Annotated in this window: 14 protein-coding genes and 1 tRNA gene; 8 read left to right on the top strand and 7 right to left on the bottom strand. The window is 63.3% G+C overall.

Features of this window, described 5'->3' with window-relative positions:
• Positions 1-64 precede the first annotated feature (64 nt).
• The 3 genes from RS897_RS08365 (at position 65) to RS897_RS08355 (ending at position 3,278) form a co-directional block, all read left to right on the top strand.
• On the top strand, positions 65-1,399 hold the full coding sequence (locus RS897_RS08365) for a polyhydroxyalkanoate depolymerase (protein ID WP_315836110.1): 1,335 nt from the start codon (positions 65-67) through the stop codon (positions 1,397-1,399).
• Between the two features lie 235 nt (positions 1,400-1,634).
• A complete protein-coding gene (locus RS897_RS08360) occupies positions 1,635-2,474 on the top strand; it encodes a M48 family metallopeptidase (RefSeq protein WP_315836109.1) in 840 nt (279 codons plus the stop codon).
• A 249-nt stretch (positions 2,475-2,723) separates the two neighbouring features.
• Positions 2,724-3,278, top strand: coding sequence for a sugar O-acetyltransferase (locus RS897_RS08355; RefSeq protein WP_315836108.1), 555 nt, complete (start codon positions 2,724-2,726; stop codon positions 3,276-3,278).
• A 99-nt stretch (positions 3,279-3,377) separates the two neighbouring features.
• Here RS897_RS08355 and obgE read toward each other — a convergent pair whose 3' ends face one another.
• The 3 genes from obgE to RS897_RS08340 form a co-directional block, all read right to left on the bottom strand.
• The gene (gene obgE, locus RS897_RS08350) at positions 3,378-4,427 is read right to left on the bottom strand and encodes a GTPase ObgE (RefSeq protein ID WP_315836107.1); all 1,050 of its coding nucleotides are present in this window, start codon (positions 4,425-4,427) and stop codon (positions 3,378-3,380) included.
• Positions 4,428-4,531: 104 nt separating this feature from the next.
• Positions 4,532-5,275, bottom strand: a complete 744-nt coding sequence (locus RS897_RS08345; RefSeq protein WP_315836106.1) for a hypothetical protein — start codon at positions 5,273-5,275, stop codon at positions 4,532-4,534.
• Between the two features lie 154 nt (positions 5,276-5,429).
• Entirely contained in the window at positions 5,430-6,767 is a 1,338-nt protein-coding gene (locus RS897_RS08340; protein ID WP_315836105.1) for an amidohydrolase, read from the bottom strand.
• Between the two features lie 208 nt (positions 6,768-6,975).
• On the opposite strand from RS897_RS08340, the gene RS897_RS08335 reads away from it, so the two are divergent.
• Complete coding sequence (locus RS897_RS08335) at positions 6,976-7,896, top strand: DMT family transporter (protein ID WP_315836104.1); 921 nt, start codon at positions 6,976-6,978, stop codon at positions 7,894-7,896.
• A 252-nt stretch (positions 7,897-8,148) separates the two neighbouring features.
• Here the strand turns inward: RS897_RS08335 and RS897_RS08330 are convergent, their stop codons facing one another.
• From RS897_RS08330 to rplU, 3 genes are all read right to left on the bottom strand, one after another.
• The gene (locus RS897_RS08330) at positions 8,149-8,739 is read right to left on the bottom strand and encodes a GNAT family N-acetyltransferase (RefSeq protein ID WP_315836103.1); all 591 of its coding nucleotides are present in this window, start codon (positions 8,737-8,739) and stop codon (positions 8,149-8,151) included.
• 222 nt (positions 8,740-8,961) lie between these two features.
• A complete protein-coding gene (gene rpmA, locus RS897_RS08325; RefSeq protein ID WP_315836102.1) occupies positions 8,962-9,234 on the bottom strand; it encodes a 50S ribosomal protein L27 in 273 nt (90 codons plus the stop codon).
• A gap of 151 nt (positions 9,235-9,385) precedes the next feature.
• Positions 9,386-9,778, bottom strand: a complete 393-nt coding sequence (rplU, locus tag RS897_RS08320; RefSeq protein WP_315836101.1) for a 50S ribosomal protein L21 — start codon at positions 9,776-9,778, stop codon at positions 9,386-9,388.
• A 476-nt stretch (positions 9,779-10,254) separates the two neighbouring features.
• Here rplU and RS897_RS08315 point away from each other — a divergent pair, with 476 nt between their 5' ends.
• The 4 genes from RS897_RS08315 (at position 10,255) to RS897_RS08300 (ending at position 12,610) form a co-directional block, all read left to right on the top strand.
• Positions 10,255-11,376, top strand: coding sequence for an ROK family protein (locus RS897_RS08315; protein ID WP_315836100.1), 1,122 nt, complete (start codon positions 10,255-10,257; stop codon positions 11,374-11,376).
• Between the two features lie 184 nt (positions 11,377-11,560).
• Positions 11,561-11,923 (top strand): hypothetical protein, encoded by a 363-nt coding sequence (locus RS897_RS08310; protein ID WP_315836099.1) that lies wholly within the window; start codon positions 11,561-11,563, stop codon positions 11,921-11,923.
• A 4-nt stretch (positions 11,924-11,927) separates the two neighbouring features.
• Positions 11,928-12,209 carry a hypothetical protein gene (locus tag RS897_RS08305; protein ID WP_315836098.1) on the top strand — a complete coding sequence of 94 codons (282 nt, stop codon included), beginning with the start codon at positions 11,928-11,930 and terminating at the stop codon, positions 12,207-12,209.
• A gap of 311 nt (positions 12,210-12,520) precedes the next feature.
• Positions 12,521-12,610 (top strand) — tRNA-Ser (locus RS897_RS08300).
• Between the two features lie 180 nt (positions 12,611-12,790).
• Here RS897_RS08300 and RS897_RS08295 read toward each other — a convergent pair.
• Positions 12,791-13,525: an SDR family oxidoreductase gene (locus tag RS897_RS08295; RefSeq protein ID WP_315836097.1), complete on the bottom strand. Its 735-nt coding sequence runs from the start codon at positions 13,523-13,525 to the stop codon at positions 12,791-12,793.
• Between the last annotated feature and the right edge of the window lie 7 nt (positions 13,526-13,532).

The raw sequence follows: 13,532 nt of genomic DNA, 5'->3' as shown, positions 1-13,532 counted from the left end.
GCATTGACGAGGTGTCATTCAACAGACACTTTCCGCGTCGCAACAATGGATTTCGAGGGACACTATGCCGATTGGCGAATTTGGCGGCGCGCCGGAACTTCCCGCCGAGGACAGCCCTGCGCTGACCACGCCGATGTACTGGATGTACGAGATGGGGCAGTCCTCGCTCAATCCAGCGCGCGCGATGTTCGACGCCACCAAGCTGATGTTCTCCAATCCCTTCAATCCGTGGGCGCACACCCAGGTCGGCAAGTCGATCGCGGCCGCCTGTGAAGTGTTCGAGCGCACCACGCGTCGTTACGGCAAGCCGGAGTGGGGCCTCGACACCACCGAAGTCAATGGCATGCGCGTGCCGGTCGAAGTCGAGACGGTGTGGGAGAAACCGTTCTGCCGCCTGCTGCATTTCAAGCGCAAGCTGACCAAGCCGCTGCGCTATCCGCAGCCGCGCGTGCTGCTGGTGGCGCCGATGTCCGGCCACTACGCCACACTGCTGCGCGGCACGGTGGAAGGCTTCCTGCCGGGCCATGACGTCTACATCACCGACTGGGCCGATGCGCGCATGGTGCCGATGTCCGCCGGCCGTTTCGATTTGGAAGACTATGTCGATTACGTCATCGAGATGCTGCATGCGCTCGGCAACGTGCACGTCGTCGCTGTCTGCCAGCCCTCGGTGCCGGTGCTGGTGGCGGCCTCGGTGATGGAAGCCAACAAGGATCCGCTGGTTCCGATTTCGATGACACTGATGGGCGGTCCGATCGACACCCGCAGCAATCCAACCGCGGTGAACAAGCTCGCGGAAGAGCGCGGCATGGACTGGTTCCGCGGCCATGTCATCACCAAGGTGCCGTTCCCGCATCCTGGTTTCATGCGCGATGTCTATCCGGGCTTCCTGCAGCTCAACGGCTTCATCAGCATGAACCTCGACCGCCATGTCGATGCGCACAAGAATTTGTTCGCCAATCTGGTGAAGGGCGACGGCGATCTCGTCGACAAGCATGTCCAGTTCTATGACGAGTATCTCGCGGTCATGGATCTCACCGCCGAGTTCTATCTGCAGACCGTCGACTACGTGTTCGTGCGTCATCTGCTGCCGAAGGGCGAGATGAAACACCGCGGCGAGACGGTCGATCCCTCCAAGGTCGAGCGCATTGCGCTGATGACGGTGGAAGGCGAGCACGACGATATCTCCGGACTGGGTCAGACCGAGGCGACGCATCGTCTCTGCAGTTCGATTCCGATGGATCGCCGGGTGCACTATGTGCAAAAGGGCGTCGGACATTACGGCGTGTTCAACGGCTCGCGCTTCCGCTCGGAGATCCTGCCGCGCATCTCCGATTTCATGGTTTCCTCGGCGCACGGCAAGGCGGCGGTTGCCCCGACGGCAGCGGCTGCGGAGTAGCCGATTACCGAAATCGCGATTTTTCCAGCAAATAGGCCCTGAACGTGGATCGCCACCGCAATCCGCCATAAACCTTTGATTCAGCTGCCAGAATCATGATATCAAATGCGGCTATCGGATGAATCAAGAGTCATTCGATCGGGGGGTCTCGGAACCCTAGTAATGAATCTTTAATCCGGTTCCGAGACCCTCGATCTGGGAGATGACTCCACAAGCTCTTCTATATGTTGGGCAAATGGTTTGTTTCTGTGCCGAGAAATTGTCGTGGCTGCGGATGTGGCAGAGTCAGGTCGAAAATCTCGACCTGGGACTCTCCGACATGGCCTTTCGTGCACTTCTCTATCGGCGCCCGGCCGAGCCACACTCTATTCTGGTGCGGTTCGGCTCTGGAATCTATTCGGTGCGATTGCGGCGTCATCGCCGCGCGCGTCGCTACACGTTGCGTATTCATCCCAGCGACCGTGAAGCCATTCTCACCATGCCGCCGCGTGGCAATATCGCCGACGCCAAGGACTTCGCGCAGCGTCATGGCGCCTGGATCGCCGCGCGTCTCGGCGGGTTGCCCAAAGCGGTTCCATTTTCCGCCGGCATGACGGTTCCCTTGCGCAGCAATCCGCATCGCATCGTACATCGCGCCGGCGAACGCGGCACGGTGTGGGCCGAGACGCGCGACAGCGGCGAAAAGATTCTCTGCGTTGCCGGCGGCCTCGCGCACGTCGACCGCCGCGTGCACGATTTCCTCAAGCGCGAGGCGCGCAAGGATCTTGCAAAGGCGTCGCTCGCCTATGCCGAGGAACTCGGCGTCAAGGTCAAGCGCATCACCATCCGCGACCAGTCGAGCCGCTGGGGCTCCTGCACCTCCGCGGGTGCGCTGTCGTTCTCCTGGCGGCTGATCCTGGCGCCGGCCTATGTGCTGGACTATCTCGCCGCCCATGAAGTGGCGCATCTCGTCGAGATGAACCACTCGGCGCGCTTCTGGCGCATGGTCGAACGCATCTGCCCGGCCACCGAACGCGCCAAGAAGTGGCTGGATACGCACGGCAATGATTTGCACCGGTACGGGGTGAAGGATTAGGGGCGCTGCTTCGCGTCCCACGTGTTCCGCGTTTATTGATTTTCTCCGTCATGCCCGGCCTTGTGCTCAGCGACTCGGCGCAGCCGAGTCGCTGTCAGCATCCACGTCTTTGCGGCGCTCGTCGTAGCGACGTAGCCCGGGTGAGCGTAGCGACACCCGGGTTTCAGGTGAGGGCGCCCCCGCATATTGCTGCGCTCATGCGGGCTACTTGCTACATTCAGCGAATCCCCGCCCGAAGGACAATCACCAATGGCCAACGATCGCACCCGGCTCATCCCCCGGCGAACGCCGGAATCGGCGGCCATGACGGCGAACGTCAAGCGGGCGATGGCGCTCACAGCCACGCTCAACCGGTTGACATACAACGATGCGGCTGACATCCGCGCCGTGTTCAGAGATCTGATCGGCAAGGCGGTGGACGACAGCTTCCTGCTGATCCCGCCATTCTACACCACCGGTGGGCCCGATATCCGTGTCGGGCGCAATGTCTTCATCAATCAGAACTGCACGTTCTATGACCTTGGCGGTCTCGACATTGCCGACGATGTGATGATCGGGCCGAATGTGAGCCTCATCACGTCAGGCCATCCCCTGCAGCCCTCCCAGCGCCGCGCCGGCGTCACCGCCGCGCCCATCGTGATCGAGCGAAACGTCTGGATCGCAGCAGGTGTGACCATCATCGGTGGCGTTACGGTCGGCGAGAATTCGGTTGTCGCGGCGGGAGCAGTTGTTACCAAAGACGTTCCACCGAACACCCTTGTCGGCGGAAATCCGGCGCGGGTCATTCGTTCGATTGCGGAGTGAGGAAATTTACCGGCGAGAACACAGCGTAGCCCGGGTGAGCGAAGCGACACCCGGGTTTCCCGCATGTCGCTGCGCTCATGCGGGCTACTTTGAAAAAGCCTAATGCGTGTCCGGCGACCACGGGGCGGCGTTTGCCCCCGACTGCGCCTTGGCCGACACCGGCGCTTCCGCGATCACCTCGGTCAGCGCGCGCAGCGCCTCGGGCACGCCCTCGCGGGTGACGCCGGAGACCAGCAGCGGCGTCTTTTTTGACGCGCGCTTGAGCCGCTTGATCTGTTCCTTCAGCTCGGCGGGATCGACGGCGTCGATCTTGTTCAACGCCACGATCTCGGTTTTCTCGGAGAGGCTCTCCGCATAAGCCACGAGTTCCGTGCGCACCGTCTTGTAGGCCTTGCCCGCATGTTCGCAGGTGGCGTCGATCAGATGCAGCAGCACCCGGCAGCGTTCGACATGGCCCAGAAATCTGTCACCGAGGCCGACGCCTTCATGGGCGCCCTCGATCAATCCCGGAATATCCGCCAGCACGAATTCGCGGCCGTCGGCGTTCACCACGCCGAGCTGCGGATGCAAGGTGGTGAAGGGATAGTCGGCGATCTTCGGCTTCGCCGCGCTGACCGCAGCCAGGAACGTCGACTTGCCGGCGTTGGGCAGGCCGACCAGGCCGGCGTCCGCGATCAGCTTCAGCCGCAGCCACAGCCAGCGCTCTTCGCCGGACTGGCCGGGATTGGCGTTGCGCGGCGCGCGGTTGGTGGAGGACTTGAAATGCGCATTGCCGAAGCCGCCATTGCCGCCCGCGACAATGGTCATCTTCTGGCCGACTTCGGTGAAGTCGGCGAGCATGGTTTCGCGGTCTTCGTCGAACACCTGGGTGCCCACCGGCACCTTCAGCACCACGTCGCTGCCATTGGCGCCATGGCGGTCCTTGCCCATGCCATTGGTGCCTTTGGGCGCCTTGAAGTGCTGTTGGTAACGGTAGTCGATCAGGGTGTTGAGCCCGTCCACCGCTTCCACGATCACATCGCCGCCACGGCCGCCATTGCCGCCGCTCGGTCCCCCGAACTCGATGTACTTCTCGCGCCGGAACGCCACGCAGCCGTTCCCGCCGTCGCCGGAGCGGATATAGACCTTTGCTTCATCAAGGAATTTCATGGCCGTGGCGTAACATAGATCGCCGCCAAATGCCTAGGTTTACTGGCGTGAAAAAGGGGTCTCCGGAGGGGCCTGCCCTCCGAAACGCGCCGGGCGAAGGAGGTTCACAGATCATAGATATCGATCGGCTGTTCCGGATGCAGAATCCACGGATTGAACTCGGTCTTGATCCGGTGCAGCGCGTGGTCGAGCGCTGGAGCGTGCCGTGCAAGCGAGGTGAAGTAAGGGCGGAATTGCGGATCCACGGCAATGCTCTGGCTGTTGCGGCGGTCGAACGGCGCGCGCCGCGGATCGCGCCGCTGGTGGATTAGGCCGGATCGGCCGCATTCCGAGAGATACACATTCGTCACCAGCACCGCGTACACATCGTCGGACGAGCCGAGCCAGCCCAGGGGTCCCGATCCGGCGAGGCGTTGGCCGCTCGAGATCCCTCGCTGCACCATGTAGCAGTGCACCAGCTCATGCATCAGCACCTCGTCGCGGGCGTCGGGTAGGCGGGCGCCGAGTCCCTCCCATTCGAACGGGTCGAAAGCGATGGTCGGCGCGGCGCCGCCGCGTGGGTGCGCCATGGGGTCGGCCGCGTTGCCGCGCGGCGCGCCGGTGATGCGCGAGGTGGTGGCCGCGGTGCGTTGATCATGCGGCCGATGGCGGCGGGTGTGGATGCGCAGGCCCTCGTTGCGATCGGCGTTGAGCAGGATGCTGTCGATGATGAAGGCGCCGATACGGGAATGGGCGCGGATATGATCCAGGATGCGCACGACCTCCGTCTGGTAGGCCGGGCTGCCGCTGATGAGGATCGCCGGAAAATCCGGGTTGTGCGAGACCTCGGGGTAGGACCTGTCGGTCATGGCGTGCTCCTCGTGCCCCGCATCCGAAATCCGTGATACATCGCAGCACTTGCGCCGGGCGCCCTGCTATCTGTCCCCCGAATGGCCGAGCTGGTTCATGGCCACGGCCGCGATATTCGCATGAGGAAGGCGCGCCGCTTTGTCGCCGAGGGTCTCACTTCCCCCGCCCGTACCCATCAAACGCGCTCAGCACCGCCAGTGTCATCGCCGTCACCCCGGTCTCGATGGTCGGTTTCGGCACCGGCGCGAACAGCGGCGAGTGATTGGCCGGCAGCTCCGGGCCGGTTCCCTCGCGCGCAGCAGTCACGCGCTCGGGCTCGTAGACCCCGATGTTGAAGAACATCGACGGCACGCCGGCATTGATGAATTCGGAAAAATCCTCACTCGCGGTGCCGCCGGGCCCCGCCCGGAAGTTGTCGCCGAACGCGGCTTTCAGCACCTTCTCCGCGGTACCGACCACGGCGGGATCGTTGATGACGGCCTTGGCGCCTTCGATGATCTTGATGTCAGGCGCGGGGGCATCCGCCATCGCCGCCACGGCTTTGGCGGTGCGCTCGATGCCGGCGATCATCCGGGTGCGCACCTCCGGCCGGTAGGAGCGGATGGTGCCTTCCAGCACCACGTCGTCGGGAATGATGTTGCCGACGGTGCCGCCATTGATCGCGCCGATCGAGACCACGCCGAATTCGGTCGGGTCCTTCTCGCGGCTGATCACGCTCTGCACGTCGACCACAAAGCGCGACGCCATCATCACCGGGTCGATGGTTCGCTGCGGCACCGCGCCATGGCCGCCGCGGCCCCTGAACCTGATCCAGAGCGAGTCCGAATTCGACGAGCCGATGCCGACGCGATAGCCGATGCGGCCATAGGCCAGCGGGCCGTCATGCAGCGCAAAGCCGAAGTCGGGTTTCTTGAAACGGGTGAACAGGCCGTCGGCCAGCATCGCCTTGGCGCCGGACACGGTCTCTTCCGCGGGCTGGGCGATGAACATCAGCGTGCCCTGCCACTGGCTCTTGAGGCCGATCAGTGTTTTTGCCGTGCCGACCCAGCTCGCCATGTGGATGTCATGGCCGCAGCTGTGCATCACGAAGGTCTCGCGCCCGTCCCAGATGGTCTTGTCGCGGCTGGCGTAGGGAAGTCCCGTCTTCTCTTCCATCGGCAGCGCGTCGAGTTCGGTGCGCACCATGATGGTCGGGCCGTCGCCGTTCTTGTAGATGGCGACCAGGCCGGTCTTGCCGATGCCCTCCGTCACCTCGAAGCCGAGCGCGCGCATCTCGCTTGCGAGTTTCGCCGCGGTCTTCACCTCCTGGAAGGCGATTTCCGGATGCGCATGGATGTCCTTGTAGAGCGCGTCGAGCCCGGGATAGTCGGCCTCCAGCGAGGTCGCGATCGCGGTCTTGAGTTTGGCGACGTCGAGTTCGGCGCGGGCGGGTGCTGCGGCTGCAATGATGATGGCGGCGGACGCCAGCAGGGGTGTGACAAGGCGGCGCATAAGCTGCTCCCATGGTTCGCACGCAATACCGATGATGATCAGGATCACTGCCGCCGGCGTCAATTGCGTTTTCCCGCGCGGCTTTCGACAAACGATGCATGGCTGCGGGTCCGCCGCTGCAGCCGCGGGGGTTGATTGCGAGCCCCGAGCGATCTATCGACAGGGATACCTGCAAGACGGTCTTTCGCCGGGGAGCTCGATCTCGCAAATGGCTACGATTCCAGACGCGCCCAGTGGCGCGCAGGCTCAATCAGCGGTGCTGGCCGGCATCGGCCTGATGCTGATGGCCGTGTTTACCTTCTCGTTCGGCGATGCGCTGGGCAAATACATTGTCGCCACCTATTCGGTGGGGCAATTGCTGTGGCTGCGCGCCTGTGCCGCGTTCCTGATCATCGCACCGATGATGTGGCGCCAGCGCACCGTGTTCACGGCGCTGGAGCGGCCGGCCTTGCAGATCGCGCGCATCGTGTTCTCCACCGCCGAAGTCGGCATGTTTTTTCTTGCCGCGGTGTACCTGCCGCTGGCCGATATCATCACCTGTTATCTCGCAGCCCCCATCTTCGTCACCGCGGCCTCAGCCATCTTCCTCGGCGAGCATGTCGGCTGGCGGCGCTGGAGCGCGGTGGCCGTGGGCTTCTGCGGCGTGCTGATCGCGCTGCAGCCCTCGTCGCAGTCGATCGGCTGGCCGTCGCTGATCGCGCTCACCGGCAGCCTCTCATTCTCCGTGCTGATGGTGATCACCCGCATGCTGCGCAAGACCCCCGACGTGGTGCTGGCGGCCAGCCAGTTCGCCGGCACGTTTACGGTCGGCGCCGTGCTGGCGCCGTTCGGCTGGGTGACGCCGTCGCTGCCGGATCTCGGATTGTTCGTGGTCGCGGGATTGATTTCGGTGAGTGCGCTGTTTTGTCTGAACCGCTCGCTCAAGCTCGCGCCCGCCAGTATCGTGGTGCCGTATCAATACACCATGATCATCTGGGCGGTGATCTTCGGGTATGTGGTGTTCAACGACGTGCCGTCGATGCCCACGCTGATCGGCGCCGCCATCATCATCGGCGCCGGCCTCTACATCTTCCTGCGCGAGCAGGCGCTGGGGCGTGGGGCCGAGGTCGTGGATGCCCCGCCGGGATAGTGAAGTCGTGGGACGCAGTGAGATGCGATGCGTCTCGCCATCCTCCGCTGTCGTCGCCCGGCTTGACCGGGCGACCCAGTAGGCAACACGGCCGATGGATAAACGCTGAGATAGAAGCGGCGAGCGTCGCGCTCGCCCTTGTCATCAGCTTGCCCTGGGATACTGGATCGCCCGGTCCTTCGGCCGGGCGATGACGCCGAAAATGGAGAGGTGTTTCGCCCTCACAGCGAAGCGCACAAACGCATCACACACTCACCTTCGCGTACTCGCCCCCCAGCTCTTCAGCGAGGCCCACACGCTGCGGTCCAGGCGGAAACGATCCACCGGCGTGGAGGACCCCAGCGCGAGAAAGCGATGCAGCTCGACGCCGGTCCACTGGAAGCCGCACTTCTCCAGGATGTGGCGTGACGCGGGATTGATGACGCGGGCGCCGGAGACCAGGCGTTCGACGGCGTAGGCTTCAAACGCATAGTCGATCACGGCGCGTGCCGCCTCGGTGGCGAAGCCACGGCCCCAGGACTCCACGCCCAGCCAGTAGCCGAGCTCGGGCTGGTCCGATGTCTGCCAGTCGAGGCCGACGACGCCGATCGGGGTGCGGTTGTGCTCGATCAGGAACACGGTGTCGCGCTCTGCGGTGGCCGCGGCGCTGACGAAGTCGACGGCGTCATCGCGCGTATACGGATGCGGGACGCGGCGCAGGTTGTCGGCCACGCGGCGATCATTGACCAGGCGCGCGATGGCTTTTACGTCCGCGAGGGTCGGCTGGCGCAACACCAGTCGGGCCGTCTCGAGGACGAGGGTACTTCCTTCGCGTAATGTGGAGATTGGCAGTTCCTGCAACATCGTGATGCTCCTTGGGCGGTGACGCGCTGTTCGCAAAACCGTTTTGCGAAAAACGCGTGAAGAGAACGCGCAACAATCCCGTGTCGTCAGCAAAAGTGGGTACCGGTTTTGCGTTTAGACGACACGGCATAGAAAAAGGGAGGCTGGTTGCCCGCCTCCCTTAGGAGCTTCACGAGCTCCACCGGTTCAGCAGGACCGGCGGACTCGTATGGTGTCCACCGTTTATTCGGCCGCGGCTTCAGTGATCGGAAGTACCGAAATGAAGGTGCGGCCGTTGGCTTTCGCACGGAACTCGACGCGGCCTTCGACTTTGGCGAACAGGGTATGATCGGTGCCCATGCCGACGTTCTGGCCGGGATGCCACGTGGTGCCGCGCTGGCGCGCGATGATGTTGCCGGGGATGACGTGCTCGCCACCGAAGGCCTTGATGCCGAGGCGCTTGCCCGCGGAATCACGGCCGTTGCGGGATGAACCGCCTGCTTTTTTATGAGCCATTGCTCGTCTCCGATGCCGTTCTGTGTGTAGCCCGATTCCTTGACGGAATCATCTCACGTTTTGTCACTAACGTCTGACCTTAGAGGCCTTCTTGGCAGCCGCACGGCCGCCAAGATACCCTCTTCGATCAGACGCTCTCGATCAGGCGCTGTTAAGCGGCCGTGTCGCCGGCAACCGGCGCCTCGACCACCTTCTTTTCCCGCTTCGGCCGCGGTCCCACGCTAGGGGCCTTGCCGTCGGTCAGGATCTCAGTGATGCGGATCACCGTGATTTCGTCGCGATAGCCGCGCTTGCGGCGTGAATTCTTGCGGCGGCGCTTCTTGAAAGCGATCACCTTCGGGCCGCGCTTGTGGTCGAGAACTTCGGCCGCAACAGCGGCACCGGCCACCGTCGGCAGGCCGAGGATCGGCGTATCGCCGCCCACGACAAGCACTTCACCCAGCTGCACGATCGTGCCGACATCGCCGGCGATCTTGCCAATTTCCAAGACATCATCCGGAACGACACGGTACTGCCGGCCGCCGGTTTTGATGACTGCGAACATCGTTGTTATCCTTCGTGTTCATGATCCGCGCCTTCGGAGCGAACCCCGGGGCCGGCTTCTTGTCAGTCGTTATGGTTTGTGATGTTTGGCGGCTCACAAAAACAACTTGTGGGACATGCCAAAACAAACGGCGCGAGAAATCCCGCGCCGGGTTGCTGGCTTTATAGAGTGTGACGGGCACGAGTCAAGGCAAACGGCCGCCAAAACCGGCCAAAATGGGCCTGTTTTTGGGTGTTTAGGCCCCGCATCCCCACTCCGTCATTGCCGGGCTTGACCCGGCAATCCAGCTTTCTTTCACCTCTCGCGAAGAAAGCTGGATCCGCGGGTCAAGCCCGCGGATGACACTGAATATGAGGAGCTGCCCATTAAACGGCTATTTTCGCTGTTCTGACAATGGCTTGCCTCTGCGAAGTCCCCATGAAACCAACGGGTTCCACAGCCGTTACCCCGGCTCAAGAGGGATCCGAGGAGTTTCAATGGCTGAGGACCTGGTGACCGCCGGCATTGGCAGGCACGGCGCGGAACGGCTGCCGTCGGTCGATATCGATAGCTACAACATCGAACTGAAGGACGAGAACGGCTTCCTGGGCGATCGCGCCAGCAAGGGCGCGTTCATGGACATCCTGGAGGACTGGCGCAAGCCGCTGCGCAAGGCCGGCGAGGATCCGTTCGGCGACATGCCGACCGACAAGATCTCCAAAAAAGACCTCGACAAGATCATGGTCGGCGACGACCTCGCCGCCGCGGCCCTGGTGCACAGCGCCATCGAGGAGTTCGCCCGCGAGCTTGCCCATGTCACCCAGCGATTTCTGAAAACCAAGGCTTGGGACAAGACCGAGGTCATTGTGGTCGGCGGCGGTTTCCGCCAGAGCCGCCTCGGCGAGCTCGTGATCGCGCGCGCCGACATCATTCTCAAGGCCGACGGCCACAAGGTGGACCTGGTGCCGATCCGCCATCATCCCGATGAAGCCGGTCTGATCGGCTGCATGCATCTCGCGCCCTCATGGATCTTCCAGGGCCACGATTGCATCCTGGCCATCGATATCGGCGGCTCCAACATCCGCTGCGGCGTGGTGGAGACCCGGCAGAACAAGGCGCCGGATCTCTCCAAGGCCAGTGTCTGGAAATCACAGCTGTGGCGTCATGCCGACGACGAGCCGACCCGCGAGGGCGCGGTGAAAAAACTGGTCAAGATGCTGAAGGAGCTGATCGGCGAGGCCGAGAAGGAGGGCTTGAAACTCACGCCCTTTATCGGCGTCTCCTGCCCCGGCGTGATCGACGCCGACGGCGCCATCGAAAAGGGCGCGCAGAATCTTCCGGGCAACTGGGAAAGCAGCCGCTTCAACCTGCCCGCCGAACTCGTGTCTGCAATCCCCGAGATCGATGGCAACGACACCGCGGTGCTGATGCACAATGACGGCGTGGTGCAGGGCCTCTCCGAAGTGCCCTTCATGCAGGAGCACAAGCACTGGGGCGTGCTGACCATCGGCACGGGTTTGGGCAACGCCCGCTTCACCAACCGCAGGGACAAGGAGAAGGCGGAGAAGAAGGACAAGAAAGACGAGAAGGCCGAGAAGAAGAACGGCAAGAAGGAGTAGGGCCGCGCGCGGAGCTCGTCCGGTGACGACCGTTCAGTCATTCCGTTGAACCGTTCTCCCGCTCTGCGGACCAATTGAGTGATCGCAAGCGACACGGCAGTGGCAAGCGTGCCGGGCCTCTTCAGGCTCTCGCGCAGGCCGGTGCCGCGCGCATGCGCAAAGGCACCCAACGCGGAGAGCCCTGATGTCGATTTATCGCACGGACATGCACAAGATCGGCGAAGTTGATGCCGCCGGAAATCACACCCTCGAGATTACGCTCGATCAAGGCTACGACCTGATGCTGTCGTCGTCGCTGTATCGCGCGGTGTCCCATGCCGAAGGCGGTGCGCCGCTCATCAATATCGTCGCCGGCATCATGGATTATTACACCCTGGATGCGAGCGGTAACGGCGCCTTCCACCAGGTCTATGACGGGACGTCGAGCACCTCCTGGCGGCCGGCGCTGTTCGATCACGACATCCAGTCCATCACCTTCTTCATCCAGCAAGCCATCCACCTGACATCCGGGCGCGCGCTGTTCCGGATGGATTTTTTTGGAGGCTGACGCCGTGACCCTGATCTCCAGCACGCGCGATCTGCGAAGCTCGGAAAAAACCTGCGTGCTGTTCGACGCCGACGGCCGCATCCGCCATGTCCATACCGTGGTCACGGTCGGCGGCGCGAAGCCGCAAACCGAGGCGGAGATCGAGCGCAAGGCGCAGCATCATGCCGGCCTGTTCCAGGTCAAGGCCCCGCTCATCGCGCTGCATGTGCCGCAGGCGGAGCTGCAGCTCGGCGGCCCGGTGATGGTTGATCCAAAGACCCGACGGGTCGTCCGCGTCAGGGGGTAGGGCGACGAGGCCCGGCCGGGCAAGCCGTCTCACCACACCCACGACGTCACCCCTGAGGCGCGAGCCGCTTGTCGCGGCGAGTCTCGAAGGGATGGGCCACGGCGGGATCGAGGCCCGAGGCCGAAATCCGCCCGGAAATTCATCGTTCTCAGCCGATCCCCGGCCCAATCCCGGCCCAGAGGGCCAGTCCTCCGAAGCGCGCAGCGCGAAGGAGGGAAAATCTCCGCCCCTGCCGCCTTGTTTCTCCAGGAATCCTCGCATAGAACACCCCCCACAACCGGACGGGCCTCGGCCCGTCGTTTCGGCCCCGCGGAGAGGTGGCAGAGTGGTTGATTGTACCGCACTCGAAATGCGGCATAGGTGCAAGCCTATCGGGGGTTCGAATCCCCCCCTCTCCGCCAGCCCCGCCGATTACACCCTACGGTGCGATATTGCGCGCGATGGCTACTCATTCCCCGCCGATTGCCACACGGACCACGTACGCGGATATCGAACACGACGTCCAGCCAGCTCCGTACCGGTGGGAATCGACCCATGGACGGCTATTGACCAAGCCCGAGGAGCCACCCGAAATCAGACGCTCAGTCTTGGGCTGTCGGTCGTATGACAATACTGCCGACGTCCACATCAGCCGGCTGCTCGATCGCGTAGGCGATGCCCCGAGCGATCGAAGCTGGTGGGATGGCAACATTGGAAACGCGTTCTCCAATCGCCGACTTCATGGCGGGATCGGTTATCGAGCTTGCAAAGTCGGTCGAGATCATCCCCGGCGAAACCTCGGTGACCCTCAGATGCGGTCCTGCTTCCTGCCTCAAGGCTTCGCTGATGGTCCGCACCGCGTTCTTGGTCGCGGCATACACACCCATGGTGGGGAGGATCTTGATGCCCGCGGTCGAGACGATGTTGATGACGTGGCCCGACTGTTGACGCTGGAAGACGGGCAACGCCGCAGCGATGCCGTAGAGCGTGCCACGCAGATTAACGTCGATCATGGCGTCCCAATCCTCGACGCGCAGCGCATCGAAACGGGATATGGGCCCAATCCCGGCATTGTTCACAATGACGTCGAGCCTGCCGCCATGCTCGATTGCCAATGCGACAAGCGCTTCAAGATCGCTCCGGTGGCGGACATCGGTCACCTTATGCACGGCCTTGCCGCCTGCTGCGGTGATCTCGTCCACGATGGCCGCGAGCTCTTCTTCACGGCGAGCCCCTAGCACGACAAAAGCCCCGCGTTCTGCGAGCAGTTTCGCCGTCGCGCGGCCGATCCCGCTGCTTGCGCCCGTGATGGCGACGACCTTGCCTTCGATACCCACTGCGATT

It is taken from the genome of Bradyrhizobium prioriisuperbiae (assembly GCF_032397745.1).
Taxonomy (GTDB): domain Bacteria; phylum Pseudomonadota; class Alphaproteobacteria; order Rhizobiales; family Xanthobacteraceae; genus Bradyrhizobium_A; species Bradyrhizobium_A prioriisuperbiae.
The sequence above is the reverse complement of the archived record's forward strand: the minus strand, read 5'-3'. Positions and strand labels throughout refer to the sequence as shown.